This window comes from Enterobacter cloacae complex sp. 2024EL-00711 (assembly GCF_047529885.1).
Lineage (GTDB): Bacteria > Pseudomonadota > Gammaproteobacteria > Enterobacterales > Enterobacteriaceae > Enterobacter > Enterobacter ludwigii.
Genome location: NZ_JBLIZC010000001.1, coordinates 1,084,283 through 1,108,673 on the forward strand (window position 1 = coordinate 1,084,283; position 24,391 = coordinate 1,108,673).

Annotated in this window: 18 protein-coding genes; 4 read left to right on the top strand and 14 right to left on the bottom strand. The window is 53.0% G+C overall.

The annotated features are described in order from the left end of the window. Positions 1–6: 6 nt before the first annotated feature. The 9 genes from lpxK to ACMVME_RS05355 all read right to left on the bottom strand — a co-directional run bounded on the left by lpxK (position 7) and on the right by ACMVME_RS05355 (position 11,722). On the bottom strand, positions 7–984 hold the full coding sequence (lpxK, locus tag ACMVME_RS05315; RefSeq protein ID WP_068794461.1) for a tetraacyldisaccharide 4'-kinase: 978 nt from the start codon (positions 982–984) through the stop codon (positions 7–9). After that, a complete protein-coding gene (msbA, locus tag ACMVME_RS05320) occupies positions 981–2,729 on the bottom strand; it encodes a lipid A ABC transporter ATP-binding protein/permease MsbA (RefSeq protein ID WP_020884816.1) in 1,749 nt (582 codons plus the stop codon). The genes lpxK and msbA overlap by 4 nt, the downstream gene beginning before the upstream one ends. A 36-nt stretch (positions 2,730–2,765) precedes the next feature. Beyond that, entirely contained in the window at positions 2,766–5,030 is a 2,265-nt protein-coding gene (locus ACMVME_RS05325) for a ComEC family protein (protein WP_068794460.1), read from the bottom strand. 215 nt (positions 5,031–5,245) lie between these two features. After that, complete coding sequence (gene ihfB, locus ACMVME_RS05330; protein WP_008499965.1) at positions 5,246–5,533, bottom strand: integration host factor subunit beta; 288 nt, start codon at positions 5,531–5,533, stop codon at positions 5,246–5,248. Positions 5,534–5,704: 171 nt separating this feature from the next. Beyond that, positions 5,705–7,378 (bottom strand): 30S ribosomal protein S1, encoded by a 1,674-nt coding sequence (gene rpsA, locus ACMVME_RS05335; RefSeq protein ID WP_014169387.1) that lies wholly within the window; start codon positions 7,376–7,378, stop codon positions 5,705–5,707. Positions 7,379–7,488: 110 nt separating this feature from the next. Then, a complete protein-coding gene (gene cmk, locus ACMVME_RS05340) occupies positions 7,489–8,172 on the bottom strand; it encodes a (d)CMP kinase (RefSeq protein ID WP_014169386.1) in 684 nt (227 codons plus the stop codon). A gap of 253 nt (positions 8,173–8,425) precedes the next feature. Beyond that, entirely contained in the window at positions 8,426–9,709 is a 1,284-nt protein-coding gene (gene aroA / locus ACMVME_RS05345) for a 3-phosphoshikimate 1-carboxyvinyltransferase (protein WP_414743393.1), read from the bottom strand. 69 nt (positions 9,710–9,778) lie between these two features. Beyond that, positions 9,779–10,867 carry a 3-phosphoserine/phosphohydroxythreonine transaminase gene (gene serC / locus ACMVME_RS05350; RefSeq protein WP_014169384.1) on the bottom strand — a complete coding sequence of 363 codons (1,089 nt, stop codon included), beginning with the start codon at positions 10,865–10,867 and terminating at the stop codon, positions 9,779–9,781. Between the two features lie 162 nt (positions 10,868–11,029). Further along, positions 11,030–11,722, bottom strand: a complete 693-nt coding sequence (locus ACMVME_RS05355) for a DUF421 domain-containing protein (RefSeq protein WP_020884820.1) — start codon at positions 11,720–11,722, stop codon at positions 11,030–11,032. Between the two features lie 127 nt (positions 11,723–11,849). On the opposite strand from ACMVME_RS05355, the gene ycaO reads away from it, so the two are divergent. From ycaO to pflA, 4 genes are all read left to right on the top strand, one after another. Then, positions 11,850–13,610, top strand: a complete 1,761-nt coding sequence (ycaO, locus tag ACMVME_RS05360) for a 30S ribosomal protein S12 methylthiotransferase accessory factor YcaO (protein WP_032677795.1) — start codon at positions 11,850–11,852, stop codon at positions 13,608–13,610. 406 nt (positions 13,611–14,016) lie between these two features. Next, positions 14,017–14,874 carry a formate transporter FocA gene (gene focA / locus ACMVME_RS05365; RefSeq protein WP_025204555.1) on the top strand — a complete coding sequence of 286 codons (858 nt, stop codon included), beginning with the start codon at positions 14,017–14,019 and terminating at the stop codon, positions 14,872–14,874. A 51-nt stretch (positions 14,875–14,925) separates the two neighbouring features. Next, positions 14,926–17,208, top strand: a complete 2,283-nt coding sequence (gene pflB, locus ACMVME_RS05370) for a formate C-acetyltransferase (RefSeq protein ID WP_014169380.1) — start codon at positions 14,926–14,928, stop codon at positions 17,206–17,208. Between the two features lie 204 nt (positions 17,209–17,412). Next, positions 17,413–18,153 (top strand): pyruvate formate lyase 1-activating protein, encoded by a 741-nt coding sequence (gene pflA / locus ACMVME_RS05375; protein ID WP_020884823.1) that lies wholly within the window; start codon positions 17,413–17,415, stop codon positions 18,151–18,153. Positions 18,154–18,187: 34 nt separating this feature from the next. Here pflA and ACMVME_RS05380 read toward each other — a convergent pair whose 3' ends face one another. From ACMVME_RS05380 to dmsA, 5 genes are all read right to left on the bottom strand, one after another. Continuing rightward, positions 18,188–18,709 carry an anti-virulence regulator CigR family protein gene (locus ACMVME_RS05380; RefSeq protein WP_014169377.1) on the bottom strand — a complete coding sequence of 174 codons (522 nt, stop codon included), beginning with the start codon at positions 18,707–18,709 and terminating at the stop codon, positions 18,188–18,190. 123 nt (positions 18,710–18,832) lie between these two features. After that, positions 18,833–19,981: an MFS transporter gene (locus tag ACMVME_RS05385; protein ID WP_014169376.1), complete on the bottom strand. Its 1,149-nt coding sequence runs from the start codon at positions 19,979–19,981 to the stop codon at positions 18,833–18,835. A gap of 274 nt (positions 19,982–20,255) precedes the next feature. Then, entirely contained in the window at positions 20,256–21,119 is an 864-nt protein-coding gene (locus ACMVME_RS05390) for a dimethyl sulfoxide reductase anchor subunit family protein (protein WP_014169375.1), read from the bottom strand. A gap of 1 nt (position 21,120) precedes the next feature. Continuing rightward, positions 21,121–21,738 (bottom strand): DMSO/selenate family reductase complex B subunit, encoded by a 618-nt coding sequence (locus ACMVME_RS05395; RefSeq protein WP_014169373.1) that lies wholly within the window; start codon positions 21,736–21,738, stop codon positions 21,121–21,123. A gap of 10 nt (positions 21,739–21,748) precedes the next feature. Further along, positions 21,749–24,190 carry a dimethylsulfoxide reductase subunit A gene (dmsA, locus tag ACMVME_RS05400; protein ID WP_020884827.1) on the bottom strand — a complete coding sequence of 814 codons (2,442 nt, stop codon included), beginning with the start codon at positions 24,188–24,190 and terminating at the stop codon, positions 21,749–21,751. Between the last annotated feature and the right edge of the window lie 201 nt (positions 24,191–24,391).

Here is a 24,391-nt window from a genome sequence, read left to right on the forward strand (position 1 = left end):
AAGCCATTACTGCACTAACGCAATCAGTTCCTTGAGCAATTGTTCCGGTTGCTCACCGCTGAGTTCAGCGTCAACCGGCAGATACCACCAGTTATCCTTCGCAAAGGCACGGCATTTCACCGCATCTTTTTCAGTCATGATTAGCGTCTGCCCCGGCGCAGTCAGGGCCGCGACCTGATCTGGCACCAGCGCCTGATGATCGGCCAGCGGAACGCGTTTTTCAAGCCGGGCACCACACTGTTCCAGCGTCGCGAAGAAACGCGGAGGATGACCGATACCCGCCATGGCCACCAGCGCGGGTAACAACGAGACAGCACGGCGCTCTCCGGTCAATAGATTCACCGCCATTCCCGGCCTGAGATGCATAGGGATCTCACCCGGTTTGGCCTCTCCACCGTTAACAATCACCGCATCAACGGACCTGAGACGCGAAGCACGTTCGCGCATTGGTCCGGCGGGTAGCCACCAGCCGTTACCGAACCGGCGAACCCCGTCAATGACCACAATCTCTTTATCACGCGCCAGCGCGTAATGCTGCAGACCATCGTCAGTAATAATAATGTCTACCATGTGTTCGGCAAGAAGTGCCTGAACGGCATCACTGCGTACCGGGGAAACCGCAACAGGTGCGCCTGTACGCTGGTAAATCAATACTGGCTCATCACCCGCTTCAGCGGTCGTAGTTTCCGCGGTCAACAACAGGGGATACTGCGCCGCTTTTCCGCCATACCCACGCGATACCACGCCTGGGCGTATACCGCGATTTTGCAGTTGCTCCACCAGCCAGATCACCACCGGTGTTTTACCGTTGCCGCCAGCCGTCAGGTTACCCACCACGACAACCGGCACCGGCGCGCGCCATGCTCGCTTTAACCCCAAGCGGTAAAGCAGACGAATGACGCCGCTCACCAGGCCATAAAGCCAGGAAAGCGGCAGAAGCAGCAGCCACAGCGGTGATTCACCGGACCAGATGCGTGCAATCATTCGCCGAATTGCATCTTATGCAGTTGGGCGTAAACGCCGCGGTGCGCCAGCAAATCAGAGTGGCTTCCGCGTTCGACAATCACGCCATCTTCAACAACGACGATTTCGTCAGCCTGCTCGATAGTCGACAGACGGTGCGCAATCACCAGCGACGTACGGTTCTTTTGCAGCTCATCCAGCGCAGACTGAATGGCACGTTCAGATTCCGTATCCAGCGCAGAGGTTGCTTCATCCAGAATCAGAATCGGGCTATCACGCAACAGCGCACGAGCAATGGCGATACGCTGGCGCTGGCCACCGGAGAGCAGTACACCGTTCTCACCGATAATGGTATCCAGACCGTTATCCATCTTGTTGATAAAGTCCATCGCATAGGCCATACGAGCCGCCTTTTCAATCTCCGCACGGCTGTACTCTTCTGTACGCGCATAGGCAATGTTGTTTGCCACAGTATCGTTGAAGAGATGCACATTCTGGGAGACCAGCGCCACCTGGTTACGCAGGGACTGCAGGGTATACTCCCGCAGGTCATGGCCATCCAGCAGGATTTCACCCTCGTCGATATCATAGAAACGGGTGATCAGGCTGGCGATGGTGGATTTACCTGAGCCGGAGCGGCCTACCAGCGCAACGGTTTTACCCGCGGGAATGGACAGGTTGATATTACGCAAAGCCGGCGTTTCGCGGCCAGGATAGGTGAAAGTCACATTGCGGAATTCAACATCGCCGTGGGCGCGTTCAATCTCGCGTTTACCTTCATCTTTCTCCTGTTCGGTATCCAGAATGCTGAACAGGGTCTGGCAGGCAGCCATCCCGCGCTGGAACTGAGCGTTGACGTTCGTCAGTGATTTCAGCGGACGCATCAGGGCAATCATCGATGAGAAGACCACGGTGATGGTACCCGCCGTCAGCGTCTCCATCACGCTAGGGAAGCTGGCCGCATACAGAACGAAGGCCAGCGCCAGAGAAGCGATCAGCTGAATGATAGGGTCAGAAATTGAAGAGGCCGAAACCATTTTCATCCCCTGCAGACGCATTTTATTGCTGACTTTATCAAAGCGTTTGGTTTCGACTTCCTGCCCGCCGAAAATCAACACCTCTTTATGCCCTTTCAGCATCTGCTCAGCGCTGGTCGTAACCTGGCCCATCGTGTTCTGCATATTCTTACTGATGTTGCGAAAACGCTTTGAAACGACGCGAATAGCAATAGAGACAACCGGTGCCAGCACGATAAGGATCAGTGACAGCTGCCAGCTGTAATAGAACATCATGATGAACAGACCGATAATCGATGCACCTTCACGCACCACGGTAATCAGCGCGTTGGACGACGATGATGCCACCTGCTCGGAGTCGTAGGTAATTCGTGAGAGCAAGGTACCGGTAGACTGCTTATCAAAGAACGCTACTGGCATACCCATCATGTGGCCAAACAGCCGACGGCGCATGGTCATAACGACTTTCCCGGAAACCCAGGAGATACAGTAGCTCGAAATGTAGCTGGTGATACCGCGTAAGATCATCAGTCCAATAACCACCAGTGGCATCCATATCAGCACTGAGCGATCTGTTTTACCAAAACCGTCATCCAGTAACGGTTTGAGAAGCGATAACATAAACGTATCGCTGGCTGCGTTGAGGACTAACGCTACACCCGCCACGATCAAGCCTGCTTTAAAAGGTGCAATCATCGGCCAGAGTCGGCGGAAGGTTTGCCACGTGGAGAGATCTTTGTCGTTATGCATTCAAAAAACCAGCATCTGTTGAAATAGCCGCATATTCTACCCGTTATCTACGGGCGCGCCAAACCACTGATGATACCAACGCGGTAAATATTCATCACGTACGCGCTGTATTTGCCATCGATGTTGCGAGAATGTCACCGATATTTGTCCAGAATGGGGGGTATCGTGCCAGATATAGCCCTCTTTTCGATAACGTCTGATAACTTTTGCCGACGGAAAATGCCATGCGTTATAGCGGGCCGCAGAATCGAGCGCGATCCTCCCCTCTACCCGCTGCACCAGTGGCAATGATGAAGACGTATTGCTGCCATGATGGGGTACCTGTATTACAGTGGACGTCAGATGACGCCAGTAATGGCTAAGCATAGTCTGTTCCGCTTGCGCTTCAATATCCCCCGTAAGCAACGCACTCTGCTCACCATCGTCGATTTTTACCACACAGGAGCGATTGTTCCCCCTTTCGGAATAGCCCTCAGGTGGCCAGTGGACGGTGAAGGTTAACCCCTCCCATATCCATCTCTGCCCGCGAAAACAAGGCCGATGCTCCGCCCGATCTAACGGGCTTCTTATCCATAACGTGGGCCATGTTTTTTGCAGCGTCGCCAGGCCGCCCGCATGGTCGAGATGCTCATGACTGAGAATGACGCCTTCTGGTTGCAAATGGTGCCAGCGTAGCCACGGAATGATTAACTGCCGGGCGCTATCACCACCCGGCCAGGCGAGCCCAGTATCATAAAGAAGGGCTTTACCGTGGCGTTCAATGACCATTGCCAGTCCCTGCCCCACATCCAGCATATGCAGTGTCCAGCCCTCACTTCTCACCGTTCGCCAGAGCGGAAATGCCAGTAAGACACTCCCTGCCAGACAAACGGCAGGAACGGATTTCCAGGCATGAAAGCGCCAGCCGATAATGGCAAGCCAGGGCAATAACGTCAGGTATTGCCATCGTTCATCTACGTTCTGCCAGCCATCCGGCAGGCGCATCAGCATCCAGAACAACCCTCCCAGGGATTTATCGGCTGCAAGCCAGAGGGCACTTTCCAGCGCCGTCAGCGGCAACAGATGAAGCAACATTCCGGACAGGATCAGCGGTACGCAGACAAAAGTGACCAGGGGGACGGCAAAGAGATTAGCCACCAGGGAAGAGAGGCTAAATCCATGAAAAATCAGCACCTGTAATGGCATGAGCAGAAGCAACATGCCGGTTTGCAGATAGAGCAGATTCAGCAGAGGCTGTAACCAGCGAACCCGGTGCCCGCGAGGAAGAGGCAGCCACTGAAACCAGAAAATCAGCGCGGCGACGGCAAAAGCTGAAAGGGCCAGACTTTGAGAAAGCACGGCTAAGGGATCGCTTATCAGGATTGCCGCGATACAGCAACACCACACCTGCCAGGGAGACCACTGACGGGCGCCAATGCGCAATGCCGCCAGCACGGCAAGTGCGATAACCGTTCGCAATGCGGGCGGTTGCAGCCCGGTAAGCCAGGCGTAGAAAGCGGCAAAGAGCAACCCGGCCAGGAGAGGAATCTGCCAGTGGATCCAGTGGCCCGGCATCAAGAACTGAAGCCCACGCGCAAGTAACCAGACGATGGATGCGGCCAGCGCAATATGCAGACCCGAAATTGCCATCAGGTGCAGCGTGCCGGTGTCGCGCATCAGATCTTTAATTTCCCGGGGCACCTCCAGACGTTCTCCCATCCCCAGCCCAAGCATAACCGCGCCCCAGTGAAAAGCAGAAAGCCGGTGTTGCAGTGACATCAGGTACTGAGCACGCAAGCTGCAGTTTTCATCGACGATTTTCGCCTGCGTAAAACGTCCGCTGAGCGTCTGGTGTCGGGCAAAGGCGCTTCGCTGGGGATCATATCCCCCGTCGTTTAGCTCGCCATGCGCAGGCCGGAGCCTGAGCGTCATAGCCCAGCGCTGACCGGCACACACCTTTTGCGGGAGGTAATTGCCATACAGCGTCACGCCCGTGGATGCCCACCAGCGTTGACCATCGACACGCAGAATGTTGCCCTGATGTATTGTTGCACCATCGGTGGCCGTGATTTCTATCTCTGCCTGCACTGCTCCCGTCGTTAAATGTTGCATCGGCCAGACGCTTTCCTGCGCAGCAAGAAGACCCCAGGCACAAAATAACACCATAATCCCCATATACTTCAGGATGTTGTTTCGCTGGGCGGCCAGCGCTATCCCACCGGCTATCATTACCCACACGGTATGACGTTCAGGCAGGACGGGTAACCAGAGTAACGGCATGATCGCCAGAATGGCGCAAAGACTTATCGCGGGAATGCCCATTACTACCTCCCTGTTTGAGGGTGACAGTATGGAAGCAGGCAGGGTGAGTCGTCAGCCAGAAGAAACACGGTTTACAGCGGGCGCTGAAACATTTTTATCCGTTTGCAGAAAACAAAAGGAAAATTGCGCGGCATCTTCAGAATAAAAGCGACAGGCACAAAAAAAGCACCCGCAGGTGCTTTCTTTCGAACCCAGTTTAGCGCTGATGGCCAAACTCAGTTGCCGTAAATGTTGGCGCGATCGCGCAGTTCTTTACCCGGCTTAAAGTGTGGAACGTACTTACCTTCCAGTTCGACTTTATCGCCAGTTTTCGGGTTACGCCCGGTACGTGGAGCACGATAGTGCAGAGAAAAACTACCGAAACCGCGGATTTCAATGCGCTCGCCCTGGGCAAGAGTGGAGGCCATATGCTCCAGCATCTCTTTTACGGCATCCTCCACTGCTTTCGCAGGGATATGCGGTTGCTGACTGGCAAGTCTTTCAATCAATTCTGACTTGGTCATGATTCCTCCGGTTCCTTTCAAACCAATTAGCTGAACAGCTCATTAAACAAGGGCGGCCGTAGCCGCCCTTTGTTATTGATTACAGGACGAATCCTCTAATCTGTCAAGTTTGCTCCTCATCCTTCTCGCTGTAAATGCGTTACAGCTCAAAATGATGCGGACAACCTGATATTACTCGCCTTTAGCTGCTTTGAAAGCTTCAGCCATTGCGTTGTTAGAGAAGTTTGCATCTTCCTGTTTGTTAACAGTTGCGATTGCATCTTTCTCATCAGCTTCGTCTTTAGCACGAACAGACAGGCTGATTGCACGGTTCTTACGGTCAACACCGGTGAACTTAGCTTCAACGTCGTCACCAACGTTCAGAACCAGAGTCGCATCTTCAACGCGGTCACGTGAAGCTTCAGAAGCGCGCAGGTAACCTTCAACGCCGTCAGCCAGTTCTACGGTTGCGCCTTTAGCGTCAACTGCAGTGACTTTCCCGTTTACGATTGCGCCTTTCTTGTTCAGTGCAACCCAGTTGTTGAACGGATCTTCTGCGAGCTGTTTAACGCCCAGGGAGATACGTTCACGCTCTGCGTCAACCTGCAGAACAACTGCAGCGATTTCGTCGCCTTTTTTGTATTCACGAACTGCTTCTTCGCCTGCAACGTTCCAGGAGATGTCAGACAGGTGAACCAGGCCATCGATGCCGCCGTCCAGGCCGATGAAGATACCGAAGTCAGTGATAGACTTGATTTTACCTTCAACACGGTCACCCTTGTTGTGGGTTTCCGCGAACTGCTGCCATGGGTTGTTTTTGCACTGTTTCAGGCCCAGGGAGATACGACGACGTTCTTCGTCGATATCCAGAACCATAACTTCCACTACATCACCAACGTTAACAACTTTGGATGGGTGGATGTTTTTGTTGGTCCAGTCCATTTCGGAAACGTGCACCAGGCCTTCAACGCCTTCTTCGATTTCAACGAAGCAGCCGTAGTCAGTCAGGTTGGTAACGCGACCAGTCAGTTTAGTACCTTCTGGGTAACGCTTAGCGATAGCTACCCATGGATCTTCGCCCAGCTGTTTCAGGCCGAGGGATACACGAGTACGCTCGCGGTCGAACTTCAGCACTTTAACAGTGATTTCGTCGCCCACGTTCACGATTTCGCTTGGGTGCTTAACGCGTTTCCACGCCATGTCGGTGATGTGCAGCAGGCCATCAACGCCGCCCAGGTCAACGAATGCGCCGTAGTCAGTGAGGTTCTTAACGATACCTTTGACTTCCATGCCTTCCTGCAGGTTTTCCAGCAGCTGATCGCGTTCTGCGCTGTTTTCGGATTCGATAACGGCACGACGGGATACAACAACGTTGTTACGCTTCTGGTCCAGCTTGATTACTTTGAACTCAAGCTCTTTGCCTTCGAGGTGCAGGGTGTCACGGACTGGACGAACGTCTACCAGAGAACCTGGCAGGAACGCACGAATACCATTCAGCTCAACAGTGAAGCCACCTTTAACTTTGCCGTTGATAACACCGACCACAGTTTCAGCTTCTTCGTAAGCTTTTTCCAGCGTGATCCAAGCTTCGTGACGTTTAGCTTTTTCACGGGAAAGCAGGGTTTCGCCGAAGCCGTCTTCTACTGCATCCAGAGCAACGTCAACTTCGTCACCAACCTGGATTTCCAGCTCGCCCTGGGCGTTTTTGAACTGCTCTGCCGGAATGGCGGACTCAGATTTCAGACCGGCGTCAACCAGTACTACGTCTTTGTCGATAGCAACAACAACACCACGAACGATGGAACCCGGACGGGTTTCGATTGTTTTTAAGGATTCTTCAAATAGTTGAGCAAAAGATTCAGTCATGTTTAATCTTCAGGTTAATATAACGTCCACCTGGCTCCGTGCCGGATGGGGTTGTTTCACATACCCGCCGTCAATCCATTGCAGCGGGGGTACTGCTAAATCGGTCGCAATTACGCGAGTGCCAGTTTTTGGCGCGCATATTGTAGCGCTTTTTCAATCACTTGCTCAATAGTTAAACTGGTTGAATCCAGAACTAATGCATCTTCTGCAGGAACAAGTGGGGCGACGGCGCGGTTACGATCGCGGTCATCGCGCTCTTTTATCTCGGACAAAAGGCGATCAAAGTTAACACTAAACCCCTTTTCCTGCAACTGAAGCATGCGGCGTTGAGCCCGTTCTTCTGAGGAGGCGTCGAGGAAAATTTTCACTGGCGCATCAGGGAAGACAACGGTTCCCATGTCACGCCCGTCAGCGATCAGGCCAGGCAGTTCGCGGAAGGCGCGTTGACGGCGCAGCAGTGCTTCACGCACGCGCGGGAAAGCGGCAACCTGTGACGCGGCATTCGCCACGTCCTGAGTCCGAATTTCACCGCTGACATCTTCACCTTCGAGAATCACTTCCAGATTTCCGTTGGTTGAGATAAAGCGAACATCAAGATGGGTAGCCAGCGGAACCAGCGCGTCTTCGGAGGCCACATCAACATGGTGATGCAGCGCCGCAAGCGCTAACACGCGGTAAATAGCACCAGAGTCCAGCAGATGCCATTGCAATGCTTCCGCCATTGCCTTGCACAAGGTGCCCTTTCCTGCACCGCTTGGGCCATCAATGGTTATGACCGGGGCAATTGCCGTCATCTTTATCTCCTTAAACAGGCATACCGTTAACGTAAACGCCGCGCATTATACGCGCCAATGCCCACAATCGTTAACGTTGTGTGCAAAAACGCGAATTACAGGTATTTAGATGAAGAATTATTGCGCAATGATACTTCTACATCGTTCGCGTTGCTTGCAGGCGGCAGGCGCACATCTTCAGAAGTGTAGATCATCACGTCAATGAGTGGGAACGCTGTAAGCGCGCCAGCACAGAGGCTGGCGCGAAGGCAAATCAGGCAGGGGTACTGATACGCGCCAATTGCTCGAAGTAGTCCGGGAAGGTTTTCGCCGTACATTTCGGGTCGAGAATGGTCACCGGCGTATCGGAGAGCGCCACCAGCGAGAAGCACATTGCCATGCGGTGATCGTTATAGGTGCCGATTTCCGTAAACTGCAGTTTTGCCGGAGGCGTGACGCGGATGTAGTCTTCGCCCTCCTCCACTTCGGCGCCCACTTTACGCAGTTCGGTCGCCATCGCGAACAGACGGTCAGTCTCTTTTACGCGCCAGTTGTAAATGTTACGCAGCGTCGTGGTGCCTTTTGCGAAGAGCGCCGCCGTGGCAATGGTCATCGCCGCATCCGGGATATGGTTCATGTCCATATCGATAGCGTTCAGCTCGCCATGGGTGCAGGAGATGAAATCATCACCCCAGGTAATCGTGGCGCCCATTTTTTCCAGCACGTCAGCAAAACGGATATCGCCCTGAACGCTGTTACGACCAATGCCGGTCACTTTCACCGTACCGCCCTTAATCGCCCCTGCCGCCAGGAAATAGGAGGCAGACGAAGCATCACCTTCCACAAGGTAATGACCCGGAGACTGGTACTGCTGCGCACCGCGAACCACAAATTGCTGATAAGCGCGGTTTTCCACCTCAACCCCGAAGGTTTTCATCAGGTGCAGCGTAATATCAATGTACGGTTTAGAGACCAGGTCGCCTTTGATGGTGATGACCGTATCCTGTGGTGCCAGCGGCGCAGTCATCAGCAGAGCCGTCAGGAACTGGCTGGAGACGCTGCCATCCACGTCGACGCTACCGCCATTGAAACCACCGCGCAGACGCAGAGGCGGGTAATTTTCCTGCTCCAGATACTCAATCTGCGCGCCGCCCTGACGAAGGGCATCCACCAGATGACCAATGGGACGCTCTTTCATGCGCGGCTCACCGGTCAGCACAATGTTGTTGCTGCCCAGGCACAGGGCCGCCGCCAGCGGGCGCATTGCCGTCCCCGCGTTACCCAGAAACAGTTCACGCTCTTCAGCCGAGCGTAACGCGCCGCCGTTGCCGGTCACTTCACAGCGGGTGCGGTCGTCAGACAGCGTGTAATGAACTCCCAACGCTTTCAGCGCATTGAGCATATGGCGCACGTCATCGCTGTCCAGCAGGTTTGTGAGGACGGTGGTGCCGTTTGCCAGAGCTGCCAGCAGCAGAGCGCGGTTCGAGACACTTTTTGAACCAGGCAGATTAATGGTGCCATCTACCCGCGCGATAGGTTGTAACGTCAGGGATTCCATGAAACTTAACTCTCAACTCAACATAATAAAAACCCCGCAGCAGGGCTACGGGGGTGAAAAACAGCGTAATTAACCGTGGCGACGTTCGAAGTCGATCATGAAATCGGTCAGGGTTTTAACCCCTTCCAGCGGCATCGCGTTATAGATAGAGGCACGCATACCGCCTACAACACGGTGGCCTTTCAGCGCATGCAGGCCTGCAGCGAAGGACGCTTCAAGGAAGACTTTATCCAGGTTGCTGTCCGCCAGCTGGAACGGCACATTCATACGAGAACGATTAGCTTTCGAGACATCGTTACGGTAGAAATCGCTCTTATCGATCACGCCATACAGCAGGTCGGCTTTCTGCTGATTGATTTTGTCCATCTGCGCCACGCCGCCGTTTTGCTTGAGCCATTTAAAGACCAGGCCAGAGAGGTACCAGGCAAACGTAGGGGGGGTGTTGAACATGGAGTCGTTATCGTTGAGGACCGTATAATCCAGAATAGACGGGCAAGACTGATGGGCTTTACCCAGCAAATCTTCGCGCACGATGACGATCGTCAAACCCGCCGGGCCGATATTTTTCTGCGCACCCGCATAGATAACACCGTAGCGGCTGACGTCAATTGGCGCGGACAAAATGGTAGAGGAGAAATCGGCTGCAACCACCACGTCTTTACCGAAGTTCGGGGTCTCGTCGATGGCAATCCCGTCGATGGTTTCATTTGGGCAATAGTGCAGGTACGCAGCGTTATCAGAGAGCTGCCATTCGCTCATCGGCTTCACGGCACGCAGGCCATCAACGGTAATTTTGGCGTCGATAACATTTGGCGAGCAGTACTTTTTGGCTTCTTTGACCGCACTTGCCGCCCAGTAACCCGCATCAACGTAGTCTGCCGTGGTTTTGTCGCCGAGGATATTCAGCGGGACGCCAGCAAACTGACCGCGGCCACCGCCGTGGCAGAACAAAACTTTGTAGTTTGAGGGAATGTTCAGCAGATCGCGAAAATCCTTTTCTGCCTCTTCCGCCACCTGAATAAACTCTTTACCACGGTGGCTGATTTCCATCACCGACGTACCCAGACCGTTCCAGTCACAAAGTTCCTGTTGAGCCTGTTTAAGCACGTCTGCCGGCAACATCGCCGGACCTGAACTGAAATTAAAGACTTGAGCCATTTCCCCTCACCACGCTAAAAGCAATAAGTTATAACTGTGGATATCGGTTTTATCATTCAGTGACACGCGCCGCAATGTCTAAAACTTATGACCGGTGAAATGTGTCCCGCGTCACACAATACATTCTGCCACCTCTCTGCGGCAAAACCGACAATATGGCTGTCAGGTAAGGCGTTTGGCCCGGCTAACCTTCGTCCACTCCGGATTTGTACAGCGGGGACATAATTGATGATCGCCCGGCTGCATCGCCACAACATGGCTACATCTTATACAGGCATATTCGCCTGACTCAGGCACGGTCGTGAAACGCTCAATAAGCATATCCGGCAGAATACAGAGCCCCGGCTTCACCTCGTCGTCAGCATAGTAATAGACGCTGATTTGCCCGTTCGTTTCCATGATTGCCAGCCGCACCTGCCCGAGTTGTTCAACGCTGTTCAGACGCAGTTCCATAAAAAACTCGAACTCGGTCATGTTGGCACTCTGTACATTTTCCCAGGCCAGCCGCCCGTTCTCGACGATAACCACCGGCTTCCCTTCGAGAAGATCTTCCAGCTTTTCACTTTTCGACATCAGCCACATAACAAGCCGGTAAAGTAGCGCCAGTGAGACAAAAACGATAAAGACCGGCACCATCGGCACATCGTCGTAAAAGGCGACATCCCCCGCCGCTGAACCCAGCGTCAGAATAATCAGCACCTCAAAGAGGGACATCTGCCGGACACCACGCCGCCCGGTGATTTTGAGAAACAGGAAGACCAATACAAAGGTATACAGGCTGCGTAGGGCCACTTCGCCCAAAAATTCGGGAGGAACTTTATCAAACGCCATCCGCTGGAGATCAAATGCTTTCATTTTTCTATGCCTTAACAGTAAGTTACTGTCTGTAAGCATAGTCGAGTCTTTTATTTTCGCCGAAGATAGCACCTGTCACGCAAAACCCGTATCATTGCGCGCTTTACGTACGATAAAAGTGAACGCCATGACTCAAACGTTTATCCCCGGCAAAGACGCCGCTCTGGAAGATTCCATCGCTCGCTTCCAGCAGAAACTGACCGACCTGGGCTTTAATATCGAAGAAGCCTCCTGGCTCAACCCGGTGCCTCATGTCTGGTCCGTGCATATTCGCGATAAAGAGTGTGCCCTGTGCTTTACCAATGGTAAAGGCGCGACAAAAAAAGCGGCACTGGCCTCTGCGCTGGGTGAGTATTTTGAACGTCTGTCGACCAACTATTTCTTCGCCGATTTCTGGCTGGGTGAAACCATCGCCAACGGCCCGTTTGTGCACTATCCGAACGAAAAATGGTTCCCGCTGCCTGAAGACGACGCGCTGCCGGAAGGCATTCTCGACGCGCGTCTGCGTGCGTTCTACGATCCGGAAAACGAACTGACCGCCAGCATGCTGATCGATCTGCAGTCCGGCAATGAGGATCGTGGTATCTGCGCCCTGCCGTTCACGCGTCAGTCTGATGAGCAGACCGTCTATATCCCGATGAACATCGTTGGCAACCTGTATGTGTCCAACGGTATGTCTGCCGGTAATACCCGTAATGAAGCGCGCGTACAGGGGCTGTCTGAAGTCTTCGAACGCCATATTAAAAACCGCATCATTGCCGAATCCATCAGCCTGCCTGAAATTCCGGCTGACGTGCTGGCGCGCTACCCGGGCGTGGTGGAATCCATCGCCAGGCTGGAAGCGGAAGGTTTCCCAATCTTTGCCTATGACGGCTCACTGGGCGGTAAATACCCGGTTATCTGTGTGGTGCTGTTTAACCCTGAAAACGGAACCTGCTTCGCCTCTTTCGGCGCGCACCCTGACTTTGGCGTGGCGCTGGAGCGTACCGTCACCGAGTTACTGCAGGGCCGTGGCCTGAAAGATCTGGACGTGTTTACGCCACCGACCTTTGACGATGAAGAAGTGGCCGAGCACACCAACCTTGAAACCCACTTCATCGACTCCAGCGGTTTGATCTCCTGGGATCTGTTTAAGCAGGACGCGGACTATCCGTTCGTCGACTGGAGCTTTGCAGGTACCACCGAAGAAGAGTTCGCCACGCTGATGGCTATCTTTAAGGCGGAAGATAAAGAAGTCTACATCGCTGACTACGAACACCTTGGCGTGTACGCCTGCCGCATTCTGGTGCCGGGCATGTCCGACATCTATCCGGCAGAAGATCTGTGGCTGGCGAACAACAGCATGGGCGCGCACCTGCGTGAAACCCTTCTGGCCTTGCCGGGCAGCGAATGGGAAAAAGAAGATTACCTGAACCTGATCGCGCAACTGGACGAAGAAGGCCATGATGACTTCACTCGCGTACGCGAGCTGCTGGGTCTGGCGACCGGTAAAGATAACGGCTGGTATACCCTGCGTATTGGTGAGCTGAAAGCAATGCTGGCACTGGCTGGTGGCGATCTGGATCAGGCTCTGGCCTGGACCGAGTGGACTATGGAGTTTAACCAGTCTGTCTTCTCTGCCGAGCGCACTAACTACTATCGCTGCCTGCAAACCCTGCTGCTTCTCGCGCAGGAAGAAGATCGTCAGCCGCTGCAATACCTGAATGCGTTTGTTCGCATGTACGGTGCTGACGCCGTTGAAGCCGCCAGCGCAGCACTGAGCGGTGAAGCGCCGTTCTATGGTCTTCAGGCTGTGGATAGCGACCTGAAAGCCTTCCCGGCACATCAGTCTCTGCTGAAAGCGTATGAAAAATTGCAGAAGGCGAAATCCGCTTACTGGTCAAAATAAGCGCATATAACATTATCAGCTGTAGGCGTATTCAATCGTCTGGGCTATATTACGGGGCAATTTCATTGCCCCGTTTTTTATTTTTTTCGGCAATGACTGTTGATTGTAATAATAAAGTTAAATATGGGTAAATATAATAATATTTACCTGGGCTTTACTGTTACTTTTTATGGTAATTACTCCATATTAATTAACTGTTGCAGAGGTGGCCGAAAGAAATAATTCAACTCTTTTCATAACTTTTAAAATTTATTTTTATACGGATAATCAAATACTTACTCCGCTTTTGCTGTAAATCCATACACATTGCGGGCCTATAAGCCAGGCGAGATATGATCTATATCAATTTCTCTTCTATAATGCTTTGTTAGTATCTCGTCGCCGACTTAATAAAGAGAGAGTTAGTGTGAAAGCTGACAACCCTTTTGATCTTTTACTCCCAGCTGCTATGGCCAAAGTTGCCGAAGAAGCGGGTGTCTATAAAGCAACGAAACACCCGATGAAGACGTTCTATCTGGCGATCACGGCTGGTGTGTTCATCTCTATCGCGTTTGTCTTCTACATCACTGCCACCACCGGTACTGCCGCGATGCCTTTCGGCATGGCGAAACTGATTGGCGGTATTTGCTTCTCACTGGGACTGATTCTTTGCGTCATCTGCGGCGCCGACCTCTTCACTTCTACAGTGTTGATTGTCGTGGCAAAAGCCAGCGGAAGAATTACCTGGGGTCAACTGGCGCGCAACTGGCTTAATGTCTATGTTGGCAACCTGATTGGCTGTCTGCTCTTTGTTCTGTTGATGTGGCTCTCTGGCGAGTATATGACCGCCAACGGTGGCTGGGGACTCAACGTCCTGCAGACTGCAGACCACAAAATGCACCACACATTTATCGAAGCCGTTGCTCTCGGCATCCTCGCTAACCTGATGGTTTGCCTGGCTGTCTGGATGAGCTACTCGGGTCGTAGCCTGATGGATAAAGCCATGATTATGGTTCTGCCGGTTGCGATGTTTGTTGCCAGCGGCTTCGAGCACAGTATTGCGAACATGTTTATGATCCCAATGGGAATTGTAATCCGCAACTTTGCAAGCCCGGAGTTCTGGACTGCTGTTGGTTCAACCCCGGAAAGTTTCTCTCACCTGACTATTATGAATTTCATTACTGATAACCTGATCCCTGTCACTATCGGGAACATTATCGGTGGGGGTCTGTTAGTTGGGTTGACATACTGGGTCATTTACCTGCGTGGCGACGACCATCATTGATGGTTATCTCAGGCAGTAAATAAAAAATCCACTTAAGAAGGTAGGTGTTACATGTCCGAGCTTAATGAAAAGTTAGCCACAGCCTGGGAAGGTTTTGCGAAAGGTGACTGGCAGAATGAAGTAAACGTACGTGACTTCATTCAGAAAAACTATACCCCGTATGAAGGTGACGAATCCTTCCTGGCTGGTGCAACTGACGCGACCACCAAGCTGTGGGACAGCGTAATGGAAGGCGTAAAACTGGAAAACCGCACTCACGCGCCAGTTGATTTTGACACCTCCGTTGCTTCTACCATCACTTCTCACGATGCTGGCTACATTAACAAAGCCCTTGAGAAAATCGTTGGTCTGCAAACTGAAGCACCACTGAAACGTGCGATCATCCCGTTCGGTGGTATCAAAATGGTTGAAGGTTCCTGCAAAGCGTATAACCGCGAGCTGGACCCAATGCTGAAAAAAATCTTCACCGAATACCGCAAAACCCACAACCAGGGTGTATTCGATGTTTACACCAAAGACATTCTGAACTGCCGTAAATCTGGCGTTCTGACTGGTCTGCCAGATGCCTATGGCCGTGGCCGTATCATCGGTGACTACCGTCGCGTTGCGCTGTACGGTATCGACTTCCTGATGAAAGACAAATACGCGCAGTTTGTTTCCCTGCAGTCTGATCTGGAAAACGGTGTAAACCTGGAAGCGACTATCCGTCTGCGTGAAGAAATCGCTGAACAGCATCGCGCGCTGGGTCAGATCAAAGAAATGGCGGCTAAATATGGCTGCGATATCTCTGGTCCTGCAACCAACGCTCAGGAAGCTATCCAGTGGACCTACTTCGGCTACCTGGCCGCTGTTAAGTCTCAGAACGGTGCAGCAATGTCCTTCGGTCGTGTATCCACCTTCCTGGATGCTTACATCGAACGTGATATGAAAGCGGGCAAAATCACCGAGCAAGACGCTCAGGAAATGATTGACCACCTGGTCATGAAACTGCGTATGGTTCGCTTCCTGCGTACCCCTGAATACGATGAGCTGTTCTCTGGTGACCCAATCTGGGCAACGGAATCTATCGGTGGTATGGGTGTTGATGGCCGTACTCTGGTTACCAAAAACAGCTTCCGCTTCCTGAACACCCTGTACACCATGGGTCCTTCTCCGGAGCCGAACATCACCGTTCTGTGGTCTGAAAAACTGCCTCTGAACTTTAAGAAATTCGCCGCTAAAGTGTCCATCGACACCTCTTCTCTGCAGTACGAGAACGATGACTTGATGCGTCCGGACTTCAACAACGATGACTACGCTATCGCATGCTGCGTAAGCCCAATGGTTGTTGGTAAACAAATGCAGTTCTTCGGTGCGCGTGCAAACCTGGCGAAAACCATGCTGTACGCAATCAACGGCGGCGTTGATGAAAAACTGAAAATGCAGGTTGGTCCTAAGTCTGAACCAATCAAAGGCGACGTTCTGAACTTCGATGAAGTCATGGAGCGTATGGATCACTTCATGGACTGGCTGGCTAAACAGTACGTCACTGCCCTGAACGTTATCCACTACATGCACGACAAGTACAGCTACGAAGCCTCTCTGATGGCGCTGCATGACCGTGACGTTATCCGCACCATGGCGTGTGGTATCGCAGGTCTGTCCGTTGCGGCTGACTCCCTGTCTGCAATCAAATATGCGAAAGTTAAACCAATTCGTGACGAAGACGGTCTGGCTGTTGACTTCGAAATCGAAGGCGAATATCCGCAGTTTGGTAACAACGACTCTCGCGTTGATGACATGGCGGTTGACCTGGTTGAACGTTTCATGAAGAAAATTCAGAAACTGACCACTTACCGTAACGCTATCCCGACTCAGTCTGTTCTGACCATCACGTCTAACGTTGTGTATGGTAAGAAAACCGGTAACACCCCAGACGGTCGTCGCGCAGGTGCGCCATTCGGCCCAGGGGCTAACCCAATGCACGGTCGTGACCAGAAAGGTGCTGTTGCCTCTCTGACCTCCGTCGCTAAACTGCCGTTTGCTTACGCGAAAGATGGTATCTCTTACACCTTCTCTATCGTGCCAAATGCGCTGGGTAAAGACGACGAAGTACGTAAAACTAACCTCGCGGGTCTGATGGATGGTTACTTCCACCACGAAGCGTCCATTGAAGGTGGTCAGCACCTGAACGTGAACGTAATGAACCGTGAAATGCTGCTTGATGCGATGGAACACCCTGAGAAATATCCTCAGCTGACCATCCGTGTATCCGGCTACGCAGTACGTTTTAACTCCCTGACGAAAGAACAGCAGCAGGACGTTATCACCCGTACTTTCACTCAGTCCATGTAAGTGGAATTGACTGAAATCACGCGTTAAAAGGCGTACAATAAAGGCTCCACATACGTGGGGCCTTTTTAACACTCTCTCCATCACAGTCTCTTTTGTCCGCTATCTATACTCTATGGATAACAGCCAAAACAGACTTAAACACAGCCGGTTTTGAGCTGTGCATACACAGGCCCCGGACGGGCCGATGCTGGAGATATCACCGCAATGTCAATTATTGGTCGCATTCACTCCTTTGAATCCTGTGGCACTGTCGATGGCCCGGGTATCCGCTTTATCACTTTTTTCCAGGGCTGCCTGATGCGCTGCCTGTACTGCCATAACCGTGACACCTGGGATACGCACGGCGGCAAAGAAGTGACCGTCGAAGAACTGATGAAAGAGGTGGTGACCTATCGTCACTTTATGAACGCATCCGGCGGCGGCGTAACCGCTTCCGGCGGTGAAGCCATTCTGCAAGCCGAATTCGTGCGCGACTGGTTCCGCGCCTGTCGCAAAGAAGGCATTCATACCTGTCTCGATACAAACGGTTTTGTCCGCCGCTACGATCCGGTCATTGATGAACTGCTCGACGTCACCGACCTGGTGATGCTCGATCTCAAACAGATGAACGATGAGATCCACCAGAATCTGGTGGGTGTTTCCAACCACCGTACGCTGGAGTTCGCCAAATACATCTCCGGGAAAGGCATCAAAACCTGGATCCGCTATGTTGTTGTACCTGGCTGGTCAGATGATGACGATTCCGCGCATCGGCTGGGAGAATTTACCCGCGATATGGGCAACGTTGAGAAAATTGAGCTTCTGCCCTACCACGAACTGGGTAAACACAAGTGGGTCGCCATGGGCGAAGAATATAAACTCGATGGCGTTAAGCCGCCGAAGAAAGAGACGATGGAACGCGTGAAAGGTATTCTTGAACAGTACGGCCACAAGGTAATGTATTAAGAAAAGGCCCGGTGAGAACCGGGCCTTTTTTATATTATCTGAAGACGCCATTAATAATGGTGGTCACAACCGCAGTACTCAGCGCAATTAAGACCAGATCGTCACCGACGACACGCCATTCATAGCCAGGATAGGAAGGAAGCTGGCCCAGCATAGAAGCCGGCACGGTTTTCTTCGCAATGCCCGGAGGGAGCGGTTTACCGCGTGCGAGGTTCTTCGCAATACCCGGAGGCAGTGACTCATAACCTGTTAAGCCGTAATTGAGTGCCAGGTGACGGGCATGATCGAAGCTCACACGGGCGTCGACATCGTCACTGACGCTTTTATTCGATTTACCTGGATTTTCCTGTCCGTTATTTTGTTTATTACCGTGGGTACCGGAATTTCCGTTGCCATGACTACCGGAATTGCCGTGACTGCCGCCATTACCTTGTCCGCCACTGTTCCCGTGACCACTGCCATTCCCGTTACCCGGGTTAGCCATGACCGGAGCTACAGCAAACGTTAAAGACAACACTACTGCCAGAGCGGTAGTGGTAAAACGACGAGTAGACATGATTGTTGCCTTTTAGTGATATAACTCACCTGAATTATCGCCTGGTGCAATAAACAAACAATACGTAAAAGTCTTATATGTGATGGGGACAAAAAAGCCAGTCATCGACTGGCTTTTTATTAATCAGGCATGCGCCACAGGCGTCGGGTGTTCTCCCACTTTGCGCAGCAGCATTAAGAGATAAATAAACGATACGCTGGCAATCATAATAAACAGCAAATTGTCGGAGTAATTCTGCATCAGCATCGCGGTAAAGGTCGGTCCCAGCAGGCTGCCGATGGTATAGCTCAGTAACAACGCCTGGTTCATTGCCACTAACTGGTGGTGTTCAACTTTCTCACAGGCCCAGGCCATCGCGACCGGATAGAGCGTAAAACCTGCGGCACCCAGAATAAACAGCGCAGGCGCCATCGCCGCATTGCTGAGCATGGCGAGACAACCCATGATCACCACAAAAACCTGAACACGCAGCACCAACAGGCGACCAAAGCGATCGGCCAGGCGTCCAATCGGCCACTGACCGACAATCCCCGCACTCACCATCACCGCCATCCAGAAACCGATCCCGGAATCGCTGACGCCCTGATGGTTCAGATAAAGCGGCATCAGGCCATACAGTGAACCAAGCACAATTCCGGAGATAATACAGCCGTTAACGCCAAGACGCGCCTGACGCAGTCTCAGCATTGGCCAGACGTGGGTTGCTTCCTGGTGTTCGCTATTCTGGTTCACAATGCGCGTAAAGAGCAGCGGCAGGATTGCTGCCAGCACCATTCCCGTCACCCACGGCAGAACGCTCATCAGGTCGGTTGGCAGTTTGCTCACCATCAGTTGACCAAGCACGGTACCGATGTAATAAACCATCATATAGGCTGCCAGCAGGCGTCCGCGGTTACGTGACGTGCCGCTGCACATCAGCGCGCTTTCAACCACCACCCAAATCATCGCGCAACCCACTCCGGCGATAAAGCGCCATACCATCCAACTCCAGAAGCCGACCATCAGGCCCAGCCCGGCACATCCGACAGCGAAGAGCAGCGAGGCCAGATAATAGCTGCGGTTAAAACCAAAGCGTTTAATCAGGCTTCCTGTAACCAGCGTACCCAGCAGGTTGCCGGTAAAAAAGGACGAGCTGACCATACCCACCTGCCAGGTCGGTAAGTTTTCATGGGCGAGCCACAGCGGGACGAGCGTATTTAACACTGCGATCGCCAGGGTCAGCAGAAGCAGGCCACAGAGCAATAAAAGCACTGGCCGGGTATAGATGGTCATGGATTAAAAACCGCGAGGAAGTTCAGATTTCGTGCGCATCATGCCACTGGCAAAAACAAAGTCAATCCACTGTTTTCACCGCCACGCACGATATGTTCCCTGTCGATTTAAAAAACTTATCCTGCTAATGCAACGCCTGCTATAGATATGAATTATGTATCTGTTTTTATTTATTAATGCCCGAAGTGAAAACAAAACGTCAGTCGAAAAATTTCATGATTAAAATAAAAAAAGCCGGGCGCTCCGTCCCGGCTTTATCTCACCCACGGCAACGTTAACTGGCGACGGCCATACCTACGGTCATATGCAAACCGTAGAACACACCGCGGCCGATCAGTTCACCTGCGAGGACCAGCACAAAAGCCAGTGACAGGAGCGGCAACGCGGGTTGATACCCCTTAAGCTGAGGCACAATCCAGCACACCAGTGCCGCCACCAGCAGGACCACGCGCCAGGCCATCAGCGAGCCGTATGCCGGCACCAGGGCAGACGCCTGCTGAACAGAGCTGTGAATGGTTGCCAGCTCCGCGCCCTGCATCAGGGTGACGACTGCGCTCACCACCAGCGCCAGCAGTGAAACGACAGGCAGCAAACGCATCGCCCAACCGTCAACACCCGCGACGCGCAGCAGCATGAAGCCAAGAAGCGGCCCACCAATAAACAGCGTCAGGAAGAAGCTCATCGGCGTCCAGATGCTGTACCAGGTCGGCACGGTGTCGATGGTGTTATAGACCCGCACCATCATCCACACAAACACCACGCCCAGCACCATCGTGACAATCAGCCACACGCTGCGCAGCCCTGCCGGCAATTTCTTCAGTGCTGCCAGCAGCCAACCCAGCCCACCCACAGCAAAGAAGATCGCACCGCTGGCGATTTCATTACTGAGTGACGACGCGCCCACCCGGTTCAGGGAGTTGAACGCGCGCATTGGCGAGCCGAGGTGCAGCGTAGAGGCAATAAAGCCAATTCCCATCAGCACCCACAGGCCAAACATACTCAACACTAAACGTTGTTGTTGCTCAGCAGTGAGATTCCCTTTCAGCAGCGCCAGCGCGAGGACAATAAAACCGCCCGCCACACACTGCCCAAAGACCGTGAAGATCATCAGCGGCCATTCATGCCATCCACTTCCCATCTCACACCTCCTTCGGGTTTGCCAGGTAGCCGGTGGTATCCCCTGTCGGGCGGCTGTTGGCGTTAGGTTTAATCACGATGCTTGGCTTCGTGAAGTGCGCGGACGGCAGCGGCGCGACGGCCGCCAGCTGACCATGTTTTTTACGCAGCTCGTCGATAGGACCGAAGTCCAGCGCACGCAGCGGACAGGACTCCACGCAGATCGGCTTTTTGCCGTCTGCCACGCGAGTGTGGCAGCCGTCGCACTTGGTCATATGCCCTTTGGCGGCATTATACTGCGGGGCACCGTACGGACAGGCCATGTGGCAGTAGCGACAGCCGATGCAGACATCTTCATCCACCACCACAAACCCGTCGTCACGCTTGTGCATCGCCCCGCTCGGGCAGACCTTGGTGCAGGCCGGGTCTTCGCAGTGGTTGCAGGCAATCGACAGGTAGTAGGCAAACACGTTCTGGTGCCAGACACCGTTGTCTTCCTGCCAGTCACCGCCCGCGTATTCGTAAATACGGCGGAAGCTGACGTCCGGGGTTAAATCTTTGTAATCCTTGCAGGCGAGCTCGCAGGTTTTGCACCCGGTGCAGCGGCTGGAATCAATAAAAAATCCATACTGGGTTGTCATCGGTTACTCCTTACACCTTTTCAACCTGAACAAGGTTCGTGTGGGACGGGTTGCCCTTCGCCAGTGGCGACGGACGCTGCGTGGTCAGTACGTTAATACTGCCTGCCTGGTCGATGCGATTCGCATCCGGGCTATACCAGGCCCCTTCCCCCAGCGCGACAACGCCAGGCATCATGCGCGGAGTCACCTTGGCTTCAATGTGTACCTCACCGCGACCGTTAAAGATGCGCACGCGGTCGCCATTGCTGATCCCACGGGCTTTGGCATCCATCGGGTTAATCCACATCTCCTGACGGCAGGCAGCTTTCAGTACGTCGACGTTGCCATAGGTAGAGTGAACACGCGCTTTGTAGTGGAAGCCGGTCAACTGCAGCGGGAATTTCGCGGTCAGCGGATCGTTGTAGTTTTCAAAGCCCGGCGTGTAGATCGGCAGCGGATCGATAACATCCCCTTCCGGCAACTCCCAGGTAGAGGCAATTTTTGCCAGCTCTTCTGAATAAATTTCAATTTTGCCCGATGGCGTGGTCAGCGGATTGGCCTGCGGATCGTCACGGAAAGCTTTGTACGCCACGTGGTGGCCTTCCGGATCACGCTGTTTGTACATCCCCTGCTCACGGAAGGTATCGAAATCCGGAAGGTCAGGGATCGCTTTGCGGGAGAGTTCATGCAGATGGCGCATCCACCCTTCCTGCGTGCGCCCCTCGGTAAATTGCTGCTCAACGCCAAGACGTTTCGCCAGCTCAGAGGTCATCTCATAGATGGTTTTGCACTCAAAGCGAGGTTTAATAGCCTGATCGGTAAAGATGACATAGGACATGTTGCCGCAGGAGGCATCCAGCGCGAAATCCATCTGCTCAGAAGCCGTGCAGTCCGGGAGAATAATATCGGCATATTTTGCCGAAGAAGTCATGTGGCAGTCGATCACCACAATCATCTCGCACTTCTTGTCATCCTGCAGGATTTCATGGGTGCGGTTAATTTCAGAGTGCTGGTTGATGAGACAGTTGCCGGCGTAGTTCCAGATCATTTTGATCGGGACATCCAGTTTGTCCTTACCCCGCACGCCGTCACGCAGCGCAGTCATTTCCGGGCCGCGTTCAATGGCATCAGTCCACATAAACATGGAGATACTGGTCTGAACCGGGTTTTCCAGCGTCGGCATACGTTCAAACGGCACTTCATAGGAGCCTTCACGCGCACCGGTGTTACCGCCATGAATGCCTACGTTACCCGTCAGAATGGCGAGCATCGAAATGGCACGGGTGGCAATTTCACCGTTCGCATGACGCTGTGGACCCCAGCCCTGACTAATATAGGCCGGTTTAGCCGAACCAATCTCGCGTGCCAGTTGAACAATACGGTCAACCGGAATTCCCGTGATGGTGGACGCCCATTCCGGCGTTTTGGCAATACCGTCGCTGCCCTGACCGAGAATATAGGCCTTATAGTGGCCATTAGCCGGCGCGCTGGCTGGCAATGTTTTCTCGTCATAACCGACGCAGTATTTATCGAGGAACGGCTGATCGACCAGATTTTCAGTGATCATCACCCATGCCAGCGCGGAGACCAGCGCAGCATCGGTGCCTGGACGAATCGGAATCCACTCATCTTCACGCCCTGCTCCGGTGTCGGTATAGCGCGGGTCGATAATAATCATGCGGGCATTCGATTTGGCGCGCGCTTGTTCGAGGTAGTACGTTACCCCGCCACCGCTCATGCGCGTTTCACCCGGGTTGTTGCCGAACAGCACCACCAGCTTACTGTTTTCGATATCAGACGGGCTGTTACCGTCTGCCCAGCCACCGTAGGTGTAGTTCAGACCGGCGGCAATCTGCGCCGAAGAGTAGTCGCCATAATGGTTCAGATAACCGCCGCAGCAGTTCATCAGACGGGCCACCAGCGTTTTCCCCGGTGGCCAGGAGCGGGTCAGCGTGCCGCCGAGCGTCCCGGTGCCATAGTTCAGATAGATGGATTCGTTGCCGTAGTCTTTGATCAGACGCTGCATGTTCGTCGCGATAATGTCGTAGGCTTCATCCCAGCTAATGCGCTCGAACTTCCCTTCTCCACGCTTGCCAACGCGTTTCATCGGGTACTTCAGGCGGTCCGGGTTATAAACGCGACGACGCATTGAACGGCCGCGTAAGCAGGCGCGGACCTGATGTAACCCCTCGTAGTTATCGTCCCCGGTATTATCGGTTTCGACATATTTAATCTCACCATCCACCACATGCATACGCAGTGGACAACGGCTACCGCAGTTTACGGTACAGGCACTCCACACCACTTTTTCCGGGGTGGCCGGGGACAATGCATCCGCCGCCGACACCAGACGAGAAAAAGGGAGCGTAAAGGCGCTGCTGGCAACGGCCAGACCACCAATTGCCGTGGTTTTCATCAACCCACGGCGAGTGACCTCGGCAGCCATTAACGCTTCAGGCGCTTTGATTTTCATAGAGACTCACTTTGGTTGCTCACAAAGAAAAGAGAGGCGGCATATGCCGCTATATAGTTTTATATATAACGAATAACTTCGTTATTGGTTTTTTATGCTGACTTTCATTCGGAGGAGTATTACTACTTTGGAGGGAGGGGTTATTGCGTCGTATCAATTCTAAGGTATAAAAAAAGCGCCCTGAGGCGCTTTTTTGTTTCA